The organism is Amycolatopsis sp. SID8362 (assembly GCF_010550475.1).
GTDB lineage: Bacteria > Actinomycetota > Actinomycetes > Mycobacteriales > Pseudonocardiaceae > Amycolatopsis > Amycolatopsis eburnea.
Genome location: NZ_JAAGNB010000931.1, coordinates 1 through 15004 on the forward strand (window position 1 = coordinate 1; position 15004 = coordinate 15004).

The 15004-nt window shown below is 71.4% G+C and carries 16 protein-coding genes; 9 read left to right on the forward strand and 7 right to left on the reverse strand.

From position 1 onward, the window contains the following. Window positions 1-131: 131 nt before the first annotated feature. Window positions 132-1010, reverse strand: a complete 879-nt coding sequence (locus tag G3I65_RS29045; RefSeq protein WP_160698923.1) for a hypothetical protein — start codon at window positions 1008-1010, stop codon at window positions 132-134. A gap of 359 nt (window positions 1011-1369) precedes the next feature. Here G3I65_RS29045 and arc point away from each other — a divergent pair, with 359 nt between their 5' ends. Next, window positions 1370-3172, forward strand: coding sequence for a proteasome ATPase (gene arc / locus G3I65_RS29050; RefSeq protein ID WP_160698924.1), 1803 nt, complete (start codon window positions 1370-1372; stop codon window positions 3170-3172). A gap of 50 nt (window positions 3173-3222) precedes the next feature. Here arc and G3I65_RS29055 read toward each other — a convergent pair whose 3' ends face one another. After that, window positions 3223-4143: a DMT family transporter gene (locus G3I65_RS29055; protein ID WP_160698925.1), complete on the reverse strand. Its 921-nt coding sequence runs from the start codon at window positions 4141-4143 to the stop codon at window positions 3223-3225. Between the two features lie 96 nt (window positions 4144-4239). Here G3I65_RS29055 and G3I65_RS29060 point away from each other — a divergent pair, with 96 nt between their 5' ends. Continuing rightward, window positions 4240-5088, forward strand: coding sequence for a DUF3626 domain-containing protein (locus G3I65_RS29060; protein WP_160698926.1), 849 nt, complete (start codon window positions 4240-4242; stop codon window positions 5086-5088). On the opposite strand, the gene G3I65_RS29065 is transcribed toward G3I65_RS29060, so the two are convergent. Together G3I65_RS29065 and G3I65_RS29070 are read right to left on the reverse strand one after the other, a co-directional pair. Continuing rightward, window positions 5068-5940: a TIGR03620 family F420-dependent LLM class oxidoreductase gene (locus tag G3I65_RS29065; RefSeq protein ID WP_160698927.1), complete on the reverse strand. Its 873-nt coding sequence runs from the start codon at window positions 5938-5940 to the stop codon at window positions 5068-5070. The genes G3I65_RS29060 and G3I65_RS29065 overlap by 21 nt on opposite strands. Before the next feature lie 67 nt (window positions 5941-6007). Next, window positions 6008-6346, reverse strand: a complete 339-nt coding sequence (locus G3I65_RS29070; protein ID WP_160698928.1) for a helix-turn-helix transcriptional regulator — start codon at window positions 6344-6346, stop codon at window positions 6008-6010. A 48-nt stretch (window positions 6347-6394) separates the two neighbouring features. Here G3I65_RS29070 and G3I65_RS29075 point away from each other — a divergent pair, with 48 nt between their 5' ends. Genes G3I65_RS29075 through G3I65_RS29085 form a run of 3 tightly spaced genes read left to right on the forward strand, consistent with a single transcriptional unit; the run spans window position 6395 to window position 8319 of the window. Then, the gene (locus tag G3I65_RS29075) at window positions 6395-6733 is read left to right on the forward strand and encodes a hypothetical protein (RefSeq protein ID WP_160698929.1); all 339 of its coding nucleotides are present in this window, start codon (window positions 6395-6397) and stop codon (window positions 6731-6733) included. Beyond that, a complete protein-coding gene (locus G3I65_RS29080; protein ID WP_160698930.1) occupies window positions 6730-7659 on the forward strand; it encodes an aldo/keto reductase in 930 nt (309 codons plus the stop codon). The genes G3I65_RS29075 and G3I65_RS29080 overlap by 4 nt, the downstream gene beginning before the upstream one ends. A gap of 48 nt (window positions 7660-7707) precedes the next feature. After that, window positions 7708-8319, forward strand: a complete 612-nt coding sequence (locus G3I65_RS29085; RefSeq protein ID WP_309235778.1) for a hypothetical protein — start codon at window positions 7708-7710, stop codon at window positions 8317-8319. On the opposite strand, the gene G3I65_RS29090 is transcribed toward G3I65_RS29085, so the two are convergent. Then, window positions 8310-8828, reverse strand: a complete 519-nt coding sequence (locus tag G3I65_RS29090) for an NUDIX domain-containing protein (protein ID WP_160698931.1) — start codon at window positions 8826-8828, stop codon at window positions 8310-8312. The two genes, G3I65_RS29085 and G3I65_RS29090, sit on opposite strands and share 10 nt — an antisense overlap. Before the next feature lie 41 nt (window positions 8829-8869). On the opposite strand from G3I65_RS29090, the gene dop reads away from it, so the two are divergent. From dop to prcA, 4 genes are all read left to right on the forward strand, one after another. Beyond that, window positions 8870-10372, forward strand: a complete 1503-nt coding sequence (gene dop / locus G3I65_RS29095) for a depupylase/deamidase Dop (protein ID WP_160698932.1) — start codon at window positions 8870-8872, stop codon at window positions 10370-10372. Between the two features lie 86 nt (window positions 10373-10458). After that, window positions 10459-10653, forward strand: a complete 195-nt coding sequence (locus G3I65_RS29100; protein ID WP_013226725.1) for a ubiquitin-like protein Pup — start codon at window positions 10459-10461, stop codon at window positions 10651-10653. 111 nt (window positions 10654-10764) lie between these two features. After that, window positions 10765-11619 carry a proteasome subunit beta gene (prcB, locus tag G3I65_RS29105; protein ID WP_160698933.1) on the forward strand — a complete coding sequence of 285 codons (855 nt, stop codon included), beginning with the start codon at window positions 10765-10767 and terminating at the stop codon, window positions 11617-11619. A gap of 53 nt (window positions 11620-11672) precedes the next feature. Then, complete coding sequence (prcA, locus tag G3I65_RS29110; protein ID WP_160698934.1) at window positions 11673-12476, forward strand: proteasome subunit alpha; 804 nt, start codon at window positions 11673-11675, stop codon at window positions 12474-12476. A 137-nt stretch (window positions 12477-12613) separates the two neighbouring features. On the opposite strand, the gene G3I65_RS29115 is transcribed toward prcA, so the two are convergent. Together G3I65_RS29115 and G3I65_RS29120 are read right to left on the reverse strand one after the other, a co-directional pair. Continuing rightward, entirely contained in the window at window positions 12614-13801 is a 1188-nt protein-coding gene (locus G3I65_RS29115) for an esterase family protein (RefSeq protein ID WP_160698935.1), read from the reverse strand. A gap of 103 nt (window positions 13802-13904) precedes the next feature. Then, window positions 13905-15004 (reverse strand): bifunctional phosphatase PAP2/diacylglycerol kinase family protein (locus G3I65_RS29120; protein WP_160698936.1); only part of this gene is annotated, 1100 nt, incomplete at its 5' end.

A 15004-nucleotide genomic window follows, 5' to 3' on the forward strand; every position in this document is an offset into this window, starting at 1 on the left:
GGGGGGTGCTCGACGGGGCGGGCGGGGCGCCGGACGGCGCGACGAGCAGCAGTCCCAGCACCACGCCCGCGCCGGCCACGCCGAGCAGGACCAGCCCGGCGACGAGCGCGCGCTTCACCGACGGCGGCGGCTCACGAGCCGTCCGCCTTCACGTTGGACAGGCACCACAGACCGGATTCCTTCTGCGCCGACATGGTGCCGACCTTGGTCTTGGTCCCGTCCGTCGCGGAGTAGCGCACGGTGGCCTTGTCGCCGGTCTCGGTCGGGTCGCCGGTCAGCTTGACCGTGACCTTCGGGATGTCGCCCGTCTTGCCGTCGTAGACGCTGCGGCAGATGACGTCGCCGAGCGCCTTCTCGTCGCTGGCGTTGTAGGCCGCGATCGTGGTGTCGAACAGCTCCTTCGAGCTGGCCTGCCCGGCGGGGGCCGGGCCCTCCGCCGGCTTGCTGCTGCTCGTGGACGGCTTCGACGGCGAGGTCGTCTTGGGCTTCGTGGCGGACGTCTTGGGTGCCGACGTCGGCGCCGCCGAGCTGCTGGTGGCCGGCGGGGCGGCGGTGTCGTCACCCTTGTTGGCCAGGACGATCGCGGTCACGCCGCCGCCGACCAGGATCACGGCGCCGACCGCGATGCCGATGATGAGACCGGTTTTCTTCTTCTTGGGCGGGGGCGCGTCGCCGAAGCCGCCGCCCCCGTACTGGTCGTAGCCCTGCTGCGGCTGGCCCCACTGGTCCTGCTGCCCGTACTGGGGGTAGCCCTGCTGGGGCTGAGCGCCCGTCTGGGGCGGGTAGCCGCCCTGCTGGGGCTGGCCGTACGGGTCGGGCTGGCCGAACTGCTGAGGCTGGCCGTACGGGTCCTGCTGCCCGAACTGCTGGGTGCCGCCGTAGCCCGGCTGCTGCTGCGGTCCGCTCTGGGGGTAGCCGCCCTGCTGGGGCTGGCCGTAGGGCCCGGGCTGCTGCCCGTAGCCCCCGGGCTGCTGGCCGTAGCCGCCCGGCTGCTGCGGCGGGTAGGTCATGAGTGGTGCCCCCTAGCGTCCTTCGAAGAGACCCGGCAGACGGTGCCGATGTCGGCCCGATGCTAGCCACCGGGCCCGCCCGCCGCGCGGTTAGGGCGGAACTGGCCGGAATTGCCCGTTGTCCCGCCGGTTGGGCACCCCGGGGGCGGGGTACTCCCGTTGTGCTTGCTTCACCCCGGCCCGGACGGACCCGCGACACACCCGTGCCACGGCACCGAAATGGCCTCTTGCGCTGCGGGAATGTCCGTGCTGGGGAAGGCCGGCGAACCGCGACGCGCCGATCTTGTGATCCGGAAAGGCCTTTTCTTGTCGGTGATCGCCGGTACCGTGGAATGAAAAGCACTCCGAGGAGGTGCCCGATGCATCATGACCTTCCCGGAGGTCGGCGCGAGGAGGCCGACCCTTCAGCAACATCCGGAGCTGGGACGACGGCGGACGAGCAGGCTCGGCAGATCCGTTTTCTCGAGGAAGAAGTGGCGCTGCTGCGCCGCAAACTGACGGACTCGCCACGGCAGAACCGAGTTCTCGAACAACGACTCGCCGAGGCCTCGGAAAGGGTGAGCCAGCTCACCGAGCGCAACACCAAACTGGTCGAGACGCTGCGCGAAGCGCGAGGACAGCTCCTCGCCCTGCGCGAAGAGGTCGACCGGCTGGCCCAGCCACCGTCCGGGTACGGCGTCTTCGTCGAGGCGTACGAGGACAACACGGTGGACGTCTTCACCGCGGGCCGGAAGATGCGGGTGTCGGTTTCGCCCGCGGTCGAGATCTCGTCGCTGCGGCGCGGCCAGGCGCTGCGGCTCAACGAGGCGCTCACCGTGGTCGAAGGCGGCGGGTTCGAGCGCACCGGTGAGGTGTGCGCGTTGCGCGAGGTGCTCGCGCCGGACGTCGAGGGCGGCAGCCCCCGCGCGCTGGTGGTCGGGCACGCGGACGAGGAGCGGGTGGTCCTGCTCTCCGATCTGCTGGCGGAGCAGCCGCTCAAGCCGGGCGACTCGCTCCTGGTCGACTCCAAGGCCGGATACGCGTACGAGCGCGTGCCGAAGGCGGAGGTCGAGGACCTGGTGCTGGAGGAGGTGCCGGACGTCCGCTACGAGGACATCGGCGGCCTCACCCGGCAGATCGAGCAGATCCGGGACGCGGTGGAACTGCCGTTCCTGCACGCGGACCTGTACCAGGAGTACCAGCTGCGGCCCCCGAAGGGTGTCCTGCTCTACGGCCCGCCGGGCTGCGGCAAGACGCTCATCGCGAAGGCCGTGGCGAACTCGCTGGCCAAGAAGGTGGCGGCGGCGCGGGGCGAGAACGAGGACGGGAAGTCCTACTTCCTGAACATCAAGGGTCCCGAGCTGCTCAACAAGTTCGTCGGGGAGACCGAGCGGCACATCCGCCTGATCTTCCAGCGGGCGCGGGAGAAGGCCTCCGAGGGCACCCCGGTGATCGTGTTCTTCGACGAGATGGACTCGATCTTCCGGACCCGTGGGTCGGGCGTGTCGTCCGACGTCGAGACCACGATCGTGCCGCAGCTGCTGTCGGAGATCGACGGTGTCGAAGGCCTGGAGAACGTCATCGTCATCGGCGCCTCCAACCGCGAGGACATGATCGACCCGGCGATCCTGCGGCCGGGCCGGCTCGACGTCAAGATCAAGATCGAGCGTCCGGACGCCGAAGGCGCGAAGGACATCTTCTCCAAGTACCTGGCCGAAGGCCTGCCGATCCACGCCGACGACCTCGCCGAGTTCGGCGGCGACGCCAAGGCGACGTTCGACGCGATGATCCAGCACACCGTCGAGCGGATGTACGAGGAGAGCGACGAGAACCGGTTCCTCGAGGTGACCTACGCCAACGGGGACAAGGAAGTCCTGTACTTCCGCGACTTCAACTCGGGCGCGATGATCCAGAACATCGTGGACCGGGCCAAGAAGTCGGCGATCAAGTCGGTGCTGGAGACCAAGCAGCCGGGTCTCCGCGTGCAGCACCTGCTCGACGCGATCGTCGACGAGTTCGCGGAGAACGAGGACCTCCCGAACACCACCAACCCGGACGACTGGGCCCGGATCTCCGGCAAGAAGGGCGAGCGGATCGTCTACATCCGCACGCTCGTCACCGGCAAGAACCAGGACTCGGGGCGGGCGATAGACACCGCCACGAACACCGGTCAGTACCTGTAGTTCCGACGCACGATGGGGCGGTCGCTTCGGCGGCCGCCCCATCGGCGTGTCTAGCGGCTGACGAGTTCCGGTTCGGCGGGGCGGCGGGCCTTGAGCCTGCCGTGGGCGGCGAGGATGCCCAGCACCACCAGGAGCGCGCCGGCCGGCTGGTTCCAGCTCACCGGTTCCCCCAGCACGAGCACGCCGAGCAATACCCCGAAGACCGGCGTCAGGTAGGTGACCGCCGAGGCGTTGGCCGCGCCCCAGGCGGCGATGATGCGGACGTTCCAGACGTAGGCCAGGCCGGTGCCGAACACGCCGAGCGCGACCATGCTCGCCACCACGGCGAGGTCGAGGTGCACCGGCGTCGTGGCGATGACCGGGGCGAGCAGTCCCAGGATGACGGTTCCGGCCGCGGTCTGCCCGAACGCGACGACCACCGGGTCCGTCCCGCGTGGTGAGACGAAGCGGCGCATGTAGACGAAGCACGCGCCGTAGCAGGTGGTCGCGCCGAGGCAGGCGAGCTGCGCGGTCAGCTGGTGGGAGACGTCTACGCCGTGCCAGACGCCGACGATCGTGAGCACGCCGAGGAACCCGAGCAGCAGCCCGGCGACCTTCGGCGGGGTGAAGCGTTCCTCGGGCAGTGCCGCGGCCGCCAGCAGCATCGTGATGAGCGGGGTCGTCGCGTTGAAGATGCTGGCCAAACCGGACGAAATGTACTGTTCCGCCCACGAGAACAAGAGGAACGGCACCACGCACAGCAGTACCGACACGACCGCGAGGTGACTCCACAGCACGGGATCCCGGGGGAGCGGGCGCCGTCGCACGGCCAGCACGGACCCCAGCGCGAGCGCGCCGAACGCGACCCTGGCCAGCGCGACCTGCGCGGGCGAGAGGCCGCCGAGCCCCACTTTGATGAACAGGAAACTCGCACCCCAGACCACGGCCAGCAGCGCGAACCGCGCCGTGACCCCGAAACCCGCCAATCCCATGGGCGCAGTCAATCCGGCGAGCGGCGTCCGGAGCCAGCGGTTTTCGGACGTCTGCGTGTGTATAACGACCTATACCGCCGGGGTACGCTGGCGCGCATGGTCCGGGGGAGCGGGAAACCGCGCTGGCAGGCGGCGGTGGCGCACGTCGCGGACCGGGTGACCGGGCCGCCGCTGCCCGAAGACCTCGACGTCACCGTCCACTTCCACCCGGAGCGCTTGGTGGCGGGTGTCCCGCTGCTGCGGCACCTGCTCGCCGACGGCGTCTATCGCTCGCAGTTCGAGACGGGCACCGGCAACGGCGGCCTGACCGCGCACCCCGGCGGTGACCGGTGGCGCTGGGAGCACCGGATCTTCGGTGGCGTCTACGACGCACTGCCGCCTTCGGAACGGCCGAAGTACGGCTCCCTGAACCACCGGCGCCGTCCCGCGGGCGGCTCGGTCCGGTTCGGCTCGGCGCACCTGCGCCTGAAGCGGGAAGTGCTGACGCGGGTGACTTTCTGCTACCCCGACAGCTTCCACGAGCCGTCGGACTTCGGCACGGCCGCGCACCTGCCGTTGCTCCCGCTCGTCGAAGCGGCCGCGCCCGACGAACTCGACGACTACGTCGAGGCGCACATCCACGGCCCGCTGCGGGTTCCGGCCGACGTCGCGGCGCTGGTGCTGGACCCGGCGTTCCGCGGCACCGACGTCGAGGCCGCGGCCGCCGGGTCCGGCGTCCCGACGTACTGGCACCACGGGTTCCGGCTCTCCGTGGCCGTCCTCGCCGGACACGCGGACTACCGCGGCGAGGACGTCCTGCGGGCCGGCGCGGACATCGCCGAAGACGGGTGGCTGGACGCCCGCGTCATCGGCGATGCGGTCCGGGCCGGCCGGCACGATCCCCAGGTGCTCAAGCGCGTGTGGCACTGCACCGCGCGGTTCGGCCTACGCGACGCCGGCGGGTAGCAGCGCTTCGGCCAGCCGGCGCCAGTGCGGCATGACGGAGGTGTTCGGTCCGGCCCCGAGCACCTGGATGCCGACGTGGTCGGCGCCGGCGTCGAGGTGGGCGCTCAGCCGCTCGGTGATCGTGCCGAGGTCGCCCCAGAAGACGAGGTCGTCGACGAGGCGGTCGCTGCCGCGGCCGCCGTCGATGTCCGCTTCGGTGTAGCCGAGACGCAGGAACTTGGCGACGTTGTACTCCGTCGTGAGGTAAATGTGCAGGTGGGCGCGGGCGATCTCCCGCGCCTTGACCGCGTCGGTCTCGAACAGCACGGCGTGCTCGACGCCGAGGAACGGGCCGTCGCCGAGGATCTCGCGCGCCTGGGCCGTGTGCTCCGGGGTCACGTGGTAGGTGTGCGCGCCCGCCGAGCGGTCGCGGGCCAGCTCCAGCATCTTCGGGCCGTACGCGGCGAGCAGGCGGCGGACCGGTGTCTCGGGGAAAGCGTCCAGGGCGTCGAGGTAGTCCGTCACTGCCCGCAGTGGCCGGGTGCCGGGGCGGCCGCCGCCGTAGCCGAGGCCCAGCAGGTGGCGGTCCGGGTAGGCCTCGGCCAGCAGCCGGGCGCCGTGGTGGGTCCACTGGGGCTCGCGCGCCCAGATCTGCGCGATCCCGTTGACGACGGTGAGGCGCTCGGTGGCCGCCAGGAGGAACCCGGCGTGCGTCAGCGCTTCCCGTCGCTCGCTTTCCGGGATCCAGATCGCCGGCCAGCCGAGTTCTTCCAGCTCCCGCACGGAGTCCCGGATCAGGCCGGCCGGCTGGTCCTCGAAGTCGAACGTCCAGATGCCGTAGCGGCCGAGCCGCGTGTTCTCGATCATACCCATGTATCGAAGTATCGCATATTTACGATGTGAGACGCCGTGGGGTGGTGCCCGGACGATGGGGGAGAGGTCAGAGGGAGTGGCCGAGCACGGCGACGAACTCCGCGATCCGGGCCTCGTCGCGCTTGTAGTGCGTCCACTTGCCGACGCGCGTCGCCCGGACCAGCCCGGCGCGCTGGAGCGAGGCCATGTACGCCGACACGGTCGACTGCGCGAGCCCCAGCTTCTCCTGGATGTGGCTGACGCACACGCCGACCTCGACCGGGTCGGCGATCGCGCGCTCGACGGGGAAGTGCCGCTCCGGCTCCCGCAGCCACTGCAGCACCTGCAGCCGCACCGGGTTCGCGAGCGCCTTGAAGACGTCGAGCAGGTGCTCGACGTCAGGCTCGGATTCGGTGCGTGTCGTCATGGCTTCCCTCCCACCATACCGGCGTATAACGACCTATACTTCCGGGCCGTGAGCGAAGAAACCCGGCGGCCTCGCGCGCCCATCACCGAATCCGACGTCCTGGCGTGGCTCGAGACGACGGCCGCCGCCGTCGAGGCGGGGGAGGTGCCCGCCCAGGAGCTGATCGACCTGCTCGGGGAGTTCCGCCGCGCGTCGGCCGCCTGCGCCGACGCCTCGGACTGGCTGCTCCTCGCCGCGCGCGAGGGTGGCGCGAGCCTCCGCCAGATCGCGCCCGTCTTCGGCAAGGGCTACGTCCGGGCGCCGGCCGCCCGGCTCGAGAAGCTCCACCGCCAGGCGCAGAACTCCGGGCAGTGGCTGGCCATCCTGCGGCACAAGGCGACGGCGTGAACCGCGTCGCGCTCGGCCTGGCAGCGCTCGGCAGGCCGGCGTACATCAACCTGGGCCGCGACGGGGCGCTGCCGCCGACGCGGGACGTGGAGTCGATGCGGGCGGCGACGTTCGAGGTCCTCGACGACGCCTACGCCGCCGGGGTCCGGCACGTCGACGTCGCGCGGTCGTACGGGCGCTCGGAGGAGTTCCTGGCCGGCTGGCTCGCCCAGCGGGGCCACGCCGACGTCGAGGTCTCCAGCAAGTGGGGTTACGCGTACGTCGGGGAGTGGCGGCTGGACGCCGACGTGCACGAGGTGAAGGAGCACTCGGCGGCTCGGTTCGCCGCGCAGTGGGCGGAAACCCTGGCGCTGCTGGGGGAGCGGGTCGGGCTCTACCAGGTCCATTCGCTCACTGTGGACAGTCCACTGTTCACCGACGAGCCGTTGGTGGAGGCGCTGGCGGAACTGGCCGCGAACGGCGTGGCGGTCGGGTTCTCGACGTCGGGGCCGGCGCAGGCGGACGCGATCGAGCGGGCGTTCGCGCTGGAAGTGGCCGGGCAGCCGGTGTTTTCGGCGGTGCAGTCGACGTGGAACCTCCTGGAGCCCTCCGCCGGGCGTGCCCTCGAAGCGGCGCACGCGGCCGGGAAGCGCGTCCTGGTCAAGGAAACCCTGGCCAACGGACGGCTCGTCGTCGAGGCGCCCGCGGCGGTCCTCGACGTCGCCGCGGCGCACGGCACCGGGCCGGACGCGGTCGCCGTGGCCGCGGTGCTGGCGCGGGACTGGGTGGATCGCGCGGTAATCGGGCCGGCGAGCCCGGCCCAGCTGGCGGCGAACCTGCGGGCCACCACGCTTTCCCTGAACGCGGACGAGCTCGGCGCGCTCGCGGACCTCGCCGAGAACCCGCAGGAGTACTGGCGACACCGGTCCTCCTTGAAGTGGGACTGAGCGGCTGCACTACCCTTCGCAGGCACGAAACCGACGACAGGAGGCCGGGTGCGTCATCGTCAGGTGGTCGCCTTGGCCGCGGTCGCGCTGGTGGGCCTGACGGCCTGCGAAGGGCCCGACCCGAACAACCTCGAGACGTACTACGACGATCCGGCGCCGACGTCCGCGCCGGTCACGACCGCCGAGACGCCGGTGAGCCCCGCGAAGGCCGCTCCGGTCACGCCGGCGGCGCCCGATCCCGCTCTGCTCGCGGAACCCGCGCTGCTGTCCGACGCGGACGTCGCGGAGGAGGGTGTGCAGCCGGCCTCGAACGAGGTCGCGGGCTGCCTGGCGGACGGGCCGTCGGCGGGGAGCCGGACCGCGACCTGGCGCTACTCCAGCGGGTCGGTGCTCAGCCACCGCGTCGTGGTGTTCCCGGACCGCTCGGCCGCGCAGGCCGTCGCGGAGAACGAGTGCGCGGGCAAGGCGGTGAGCGTTCCCGTCCAGCCCGGGGTCGAGCGGCAGCAGGCCTGGCGCGACGGCAAGACCTGCACGGTGTTGCTGGCCAAGGGAACGCTCGTGTCCGAGCTGACGGTCTCGGCGAGCACCGAGGCCCGCGCGGTGGACGCGGCCAAGCGCCTGCTGCCCGCCATGACGGCGAAGCTCACCGCTCAGCCGTAGCGGTGGAACCACTCCTGGACGCCTTCGCGGCCGTCGGGGATGAACGGCAGCGCGGGTGCCGGGTCGTCGATCCAGGCGCGCAGCTCGTCCAGCGGGATCCAGCGGCCTTCGACGATCTCTTCGGCCTGGTGGTGGATCGGGCCGTCCCAGCGGACCTCGAAGGCGAAGTTGTGGCAGCGGTTGCGGCCGTCGTCGTAGACCTTGGTGAACAGCGGAACGGGTTCCACCCCTCGGACGCCGAGTTCTTCGGCCAGTTCGCGGCGGGCGCACTCGGCCGGGGTTTCGCCCGCGGCGACCACGCCGCCCGCCCAGCAGTCCCAGGTCGAGGGGAACACGTCCTTGTCCGGGGTGCGGAGGTGCACGTAAACGGCGTTTCCGTCACCCGAACGGACCAGGACGACGCCGGCGGCGTGCCACAGGGCCTCCGCGCGGACGCGGGCGCGGGTGGTTTCGCCGACCACCGAGCCGTCCCGGTCATAGAGGGCAACGAGTTCGTCACTGCCTGGCATGGGTGCATCGTTCCACTAGGACGACCCCGTAGGGTGGGGACATGCGGCGGATCATGGGAACCGAAGTCGAGTACGGCATCTCCGTGCCGGGCGACGCGACGGCGAACCCGGTACTCACCTCCACCCAGGTCGTGCTGGCCTACGCGGCCGCGGCCGACATCCCGCGCGCCCGGCGGGCGCGGTGGGACTACGAGGTGGAGAGCCCGCTGCGGGACGCGCGCGGGTTCGACCTGACCGGTCCCGGTGGGCCGGGCCACGACCCCGACGTCGAGGACCTGGGCGCGGCGAACGTCATCCTGACCAACGGGGCGCGGCTGTACGTCGACCACGCGCACCCGGAGTACTCGGCGCCCGAGGTGACGAACGCGCGTGACGCGGTCATCTGGGACAAGGCGGGCGAGCGGGTGATGGAGGAGGCCGCGCTCAAGGCGGCGTCCGTCCCGGGCCAGCCGCAGCTGCAGCTGTACAAGAACAACGTCGACGGCAAGGGCGCGAGCTACGGCACGCACGAGAACTACCTGATGGCGCGGTCGACGCCGTTCACCGCGGTGATCGCGGGCCTGACGCCGTTCTTCGTGTCGCGGCAGGTGGTGACCGGCTCGGGGCGGGTCGGGATCGGCCAGCAGAGTGAAGAGGCCGGGTTCCAGCTCTCCCAGCGTGCGGACTACATCGAGGTCGAGGTCGGCCTGGAGACCACGCTGAAGCGCGGGATCATCAACACGCGCGACGAGCCGCACGCGGACGCGGACAAGTACCGCCGGCTGCACGTCATCATCGGCGACGCGAACATGTCGGAGTTCTCGACCTACCTCAAGGTCGGGACGACGGCGCTGGTGCTGGACCTGATCGAGTCGGGCATCCGGTTCGACGACCTGAAGCTCGACGAGCCGGTCAAGGCGGTGCACCAGATCAGCCACGACCCGACGCTGAAGGCCAAGGTCGCGCTGGTGAACGGCAAGAAGTACACCGGCCTCGACCTGCAGTTCGCCTACCACGAGATCGCTTCGCAGAACCTGGAGCGCACGGGCGCCGACCAGGCGTCGAAGGAGGTCCTGCGGGTCTGGGGCGAGATCCTGGACGCGCTGGCGCGCGACCCGCAGGAGTGCGCGGACCGGCTGGACTGGCCGGCGAAGCTGCGGCTGCTGGAGGGCTACCGGCAGCGCGACAGCCTGGCCTGGGGCGCGCCGCGGCTGCGCCTGGTCGACCTGCAGTACTCGGACGTGCGGCTGGCCAAGGGCCTGTACAACCGCCTGGTGACGCGCGGCTCGATGAAGCGGCTGGTCACCGAGGAAGAGGTGCTCGCGGCGGTCACGACGCCGCCGTCGGACACCCGGGCGTACTTCCGGGGCCGGGCGCTGGAGAAGTACGCGGCGTCGATCGCGGCCGCTTCGTGGGATTCGGTCATCTTCGACGTGGGCAAGGAGTCATTGGTGCGCATCCCGACCCTGGAGCCGCTGCGGGGGACGAAGGCGCACGTCGGCAAGTTGCTGGACAACGCGGCGACGGCGGAGGAGCTCGTGGAGGCGCTCACCGGTTCGGACTAGGCGGGACGCACCAGCGATCGCGGCGTGACCCCGAATGTCGGGGCCGCTGGGTAGGCTAGGAAACATCAGCCACACCGGGAGGCGAGATGGCCCAGGAAAAGATCGAAAAGCACGGCGGTGGTGACTCCGACGAGGAGTTCGACGACACCGGCGCGGCGGGTCAGGAGCGGCGCGAGAAGCTCGGCGAGGACGTCGACACGATCCTCGACGAGATCGACGACGTGCTCGAGGAGAACGCCGAGGACTTCGTCCGGGCCTACGTGCAGAAGGGCGGCGAATAGCCGCACCGGGGCACTGCGCCCTTGCCGACCGTTCAGCCGGCGGCCGGGGTTCCGCGTGGCCGTTGGCGCGCGCGGGGCTCCGGCCCGCACAGATGGGACTTTTGAGCACGTATGGACAACACCAGGGGCATCTCGGGTCCCGCGCTGCCTGCCGCGTACTTCTCGTCGGCGACCTCGTCGTTTTCCGACTTCTTGCGGGTACAGGCGCCGGAGCTGCTTCCGGAGCGGCGCGTGACGGGTGGTGCGGCCGAATTGGGCGTGCCGCACGGGACGACGATCGTGGCCTGCACGTTCGCGGGCGGCGTGCTGATCGCGGGTGACCGGCGGGCGACGTCGGGCAACCTGATCGCCAGCCGCGACATCGAGAAGGTGCACGTCACCGACGAGTACTCGGCGGTCGGCATCGCGGGCACGGCGGGGCTGGCCGTGGAGATGGTGCGGCTGTACGCGGTCGAGCTGGCGCACTACGAAAAGATCGAGGGCGTTTCGCTGTCGCTGGACGGCAAGACGAACAAGCTGGCCGGCATGGTCAAGGCGAACCTCGAGATGGCGATGGCCGGGCTGGCGGCCATCCCGCTGTTCGTCGGGTACGACCTGGAAGCCGAGGACGCCAAGCACGCGGGCCGGATCGTCTCGTACGACGCCGCGGGCGGCCGGTACGAGGAGAACGGCGGCTACGCGGGCATCGGGTCGGGTTCGCTGTTCGCGAAATCGGCGTTGAAGAAGCTGCACGACCCGGACGCCGACGCCGAAGGCGCGGTGCGGGTCGCGGTGGAGGCGCTGTACGACGCGGCGGACGACGACACCGCGTCCGGCGGGCCGGACCTCGTGCGGCGGATCTTCCCGAGCGTCGTGACGATCACCGCGGAGCACGGCGCCGTGCAGCTGCCGGAGTCGGAGACCGCGGCCGTCGCGGAAGCGGTCGTCCAGGGTCGCATCGAGCGCCAGCAGCGCCGGCTCGCCTGAGGCGGAGCCGGACCAGTGAACGTAGGAACACCGGAAGACCTGGAGCGCACACCGTGACGATGCCGTTGTATGCCTCTCCCGAGCAGCTGATGCGGGAGCGTTCCGAGCTGGCGCGCAAGGGCATCGCGCGCGGCCGGAGCGTGGTGGTGCTGAAGTACGCGGGCGGCGTGCTGTTCGTGGCGGAGAACCCGTCGGCGACGCTGCACAAGGTGTCCGAGATCTACGACCGCATCGGTTTCGCGGCGGTCGGGCGCTACAGCGAGTTCGAGAACCTGCGCGTGGCGGGCATCCGCCACGCGGACCTCAAGGGCTACCAGTACGACCGCCGCGACGTGAGCGCGCGGGCGCTGGCGAACGCCTACGCGGCGACGCTGGGCAGCATCTTCACCGAGCAGCTGAAGCCGTTCGAGGTCGAGGTCTGCGTCGCGGAGGTCGGCGCGAGCTCGGCGGAGGACCAGCTGTACCGGCTGACCTACGACGGCTCGATCTTCGACGAGCCGCAGTACGTGGTCATGGGCGGGCAGAACGAGAAGATCGCGGCGAAGCTGAAGGAAACCTTCGAGGACGGCCTGGACCTGCAGGGCGCCCTGAGTGTGGCTGTGGCGGCGTTGCGGACCCCGAGCCAGCCCGCGACGACGTCCTCCTCCTCGTCGTCGTCTTCGGCCGGCTCGTCGTCGAACGCGACCGCGTCGAACGGCAACGGCGAAGCCGACCCGATCAAGCTGGAGGTGGCGGTCCTGGACCGCGACCGCCCGCGCCGTGCGTTCCGCCGCCTGACCGGGTCGGCGCTGGACGCGCTCCTGCCGGTCCCGGACCCGGCGGGCGACGAGCCGGAGGCGAAGCCGGAAGGCGAGTGAGTTCCTGAGCGAAGCGGGGCGTGGCCGGTGGCCGCGCCCCGCTTCCGCGTCCAGCGCCGGCGAACACCAGGCCACCCTGCCGCAGGGGTCGTGAGTGTTTAGGGCGGTTAGAACCCGACTAAACACTCACGACCTGGTCAGGACGTGGCCGGGGACGCCCGGAAGTTCTGGTCGGCGAACGCCAGCAGGTACGGCAGCGTCGCTCTCGCGGTGTGCCAGGTGTGGTTGAAGCCCCGCTCGGCGTGCACCACCGCTTCCTGGCCGCGGGCGCGCAGGGCGTCCGCGATCCGGTGGGCGGTCGTCACGTCGGTGGGCGCGCCCGTGCCGACCGCGAGCATCACCGAGATCGGCGCGGTGAACTTCATCGTCGGCAGGTACCGGCGCGGGGTGTTCGCCGCGATGGCGGCCTGGTTGCCGCTCAAGATGCCGATCGAGTCGTTGAGGTCGTCGTAGGGGAGGGCGATCACCAGGGACGCGAACTCGTCGACGTGGTGCAGCCCGATGTTCAGGGCACCGAAGCCGCCGCCGGACATGCCGCCCAGCGCGCGGTGGGCGCGGTCGGCGACGGTGCGGTAGCGGTGGTCGACGGCCGGGACGACGGTCGCCGTCAGGTACGTCTCCAGCTGGGGGCCGCCGGGGACGTTCAGGCACTCCCAGTCGGTGCTGGGGATGCCGGCGGTCAGGTCGACGCTGACCACGATCATCGGCTGGATCACGCCGGCCTGCTGCAGCGCCAGGAGCGTGCCGGGGGCGTCGCCGGAGGTCAGCCAGTCGCGGGGGCCGCCGTACGGGTAGCCGTGGATGAGGTAGACGACCGGGTAGCGGCGGGCGGTGTCCTGGTCGTAGCCCGGCGGCAGCACGACGTAGTTGGCGCCCGACGGGACGCCGTGCGCCGGGTCGGGCACGTTCAGCACGTCGACGCGCTGGCCGCCGGACGTGGCGGGCGCGCCGGTGCGCGGGGCGGACGGGGCCTCCTTGCCGTCGTCGAGCAGGCGCCCGGCCAGGTTGACCGGGCCGGGGCCCTTCTGCAACAGGCGCGCGAGGTCGTCGGGGGTGCGGACGTACCCGACGTAGCTGTTCAAGGCAGTTACCGCGGCGAGCAGCAGGAGCACCCCGAAGGCGGTGAACCCCCAGCGCCGCACCCGGCGGCGATACCAGAGCGCGACGACGACGGCGAGCACGGCGACGGCGGCCGAAGCCAAGGTCAGCCAGATGAGCGGCGACTCGAGCGGGCCCAGGTCGCGGGCCCGCGCGGTCACGTCGCCCGGTAGCACCGGATCGGCGGCGACGCCGTGGAAGGCGCGCGCCACCCCGTGCCCGGTCATCTCATCCCCGCTCGTCCCCTGGCCGCGGGCATGATCACCCGCACCTCGGTCGCGAAGCTAGCGATAAGACCCTGTGGGTTCGTTGAGAGAAGGTAAAGCGCGCTTAAAGCCGGTAGATGGTGAGCGCGCTCGGGCGGGACCGGAAGCGGAACCGGTTGCCGAGCGGGCCGACCTCGCCGTCGGTGGCGACGCGGCGGTGGCCGTCGAGCAGCTCGACGTCCAGTTCGGGCAGGTCCAGCTCCTGGTAGACGTGGCTGGCGGCGAGGGAGCGGGTGAGCATCGCCGCCAGGAACCGGGCGCGCGAGTAGGGCAGGTCGGCGCGCAGGTAGCGGATGTCCAGCAGCCCGGTGTCGAGCGCGGGACGGCGGCTGGGCGCGAACCCCTTCGGCGCGTACGTCCCGTTGCCGACGAACAGCAGCCACACCTGGGTCAGCTTGCCGTTGAGCCGGACGGTCAGCGGCTTCGCGTGCCGCAGCGTCCGGGCCAGCGCGATCGCCGCGGACGGCCACTTGGGGTGCTTCTCCTGCAGCTTCTCCCGCAGCCGCACCATCTCCGGGTAGCCGCCGAGGCTGGCGGTGTTGACGAACCAGCGGTGCGAGGGTGCGTCCGCCCCGTCGATCCGGACCTCGCCGAGGTCGATGCCGACGGCGTTGCCGACTTCGGTCGCCGCGTCGGCGTCGGGCATGGCGCGGACGCCGACGTCCCGGGCGAAGTGGTTGAGGGTGCCGGCCGGGATCAGGGCCAGCGGGAGGTCGCGTTCGGCGGCGACCGAGGCCACCGCGGCGACGGTCCCGTCCCCGCCCGCGACGCCGAGGGCGCGGACCGTGCCGCGGGCGTCGATCTCGGCTTCGAGCTGGGCGCGCAGGTCCTGCTCGGGGTCCGGGTAGAGGATCTCGGCCTTCGGCCAGGCGTGCCGGGCGTCTTCGGTCGGGTCCTGGCCGTCGACCCCGGACTTGGGGTTGACCAGCACGAGCATGTCGTCGCCGTCGACCATCTCGGGCGCGTCCGCGTCGTGGGCGGTGCGGCCGGGGACGTCGTCGTGCAGCGGCCACCAGTGCCGGGTGGCCAGGCCGACGCCGGTGCCGATGGCCAGGCCGACGCCGACGTCGGAGGGCCAGTGCACGCCGGTGTGCACCCGCGAGTAGGCGACGGCCAGCGCCAGCGGGGCCACGGCGAGCCCGGCCCGCGGCGACTCCATCGCCA

Coding starts and splice junctions, on each gene's coding strand:
- G3I65_RS29070 (WP_160698928.1), bottom strand. CDS start 6,346: ATGACGACACGCACCGAATCCGAGCCTGACGTCGAGCACCTGCTCGAC.
- G3I65_RS29060 (WP_160698926.1), top strand. CDS start 4,240: ATGGTCCGGGGGAGCGGGAAACCGCGCTGGCAGGCGGCGGTGGCGCAC.
- G3I65_RS29065 (WP_160698927.1), bottom strand. CDS start 5,940: ATGGGTATGATCGAGAACACGCGGCTCGGCCGCTACGGCATCTGGACG.
- G3I65_RS29115 (WP_160698935.1), bottom strand. CDS start 13,801: ATGACCGGGCACGGGGTGGCGCGCGCCTTCCACGGCGTCGCCGCCGAT.
- dop (WP_160698932.1), top strand. CDS start 8,870: ATGCGGCGGATCATGGGAACCGAAGTCGAGTACGGCATCTCCGTGCCG.
- G3I65_RS29090 (WP_160698931.1), bottom strand. CDS start 8,828: ATGCCAGGCAGTGACGAACTCGTTGCCCTCTATGACCGGGACGGCTCG.
- G3I65_RS29055 (WP_160698925.1), bottom strand. CDS start 4,143: ATGGGATTGGCGGGTTTCGGGGTCACGGCGCGGTTCGCGCTGCTGGCC.
- G3I65_RS29045 (WP_160698923.1), bottom strand. CDS start 1,010: ATGACCTACCCGCCGCAGCAGCCGGGCGGCTACGGCCAGCAGCCCGGG.
- G3I65_RS29100 (WP_013226725.1), top strand. CDS start 10,459: ATGGCCCAGGAAAAGATCGAAAAGCACGGCGGTGGTGACTCCGACGAG.
- prcB (WP_160698933.1), top strand. CDS start 10,765: ATGGACAACACCAGGGGCATCTCGGGTCCCGCGCTGCCTGCCGCGTAC.
- arc (WP_160698924.1), top strand. CDS start 1,370: ATGCATCATGACCTTCCCGGAGGTCGGCGCGAGGAGGCCGACCCTTCA.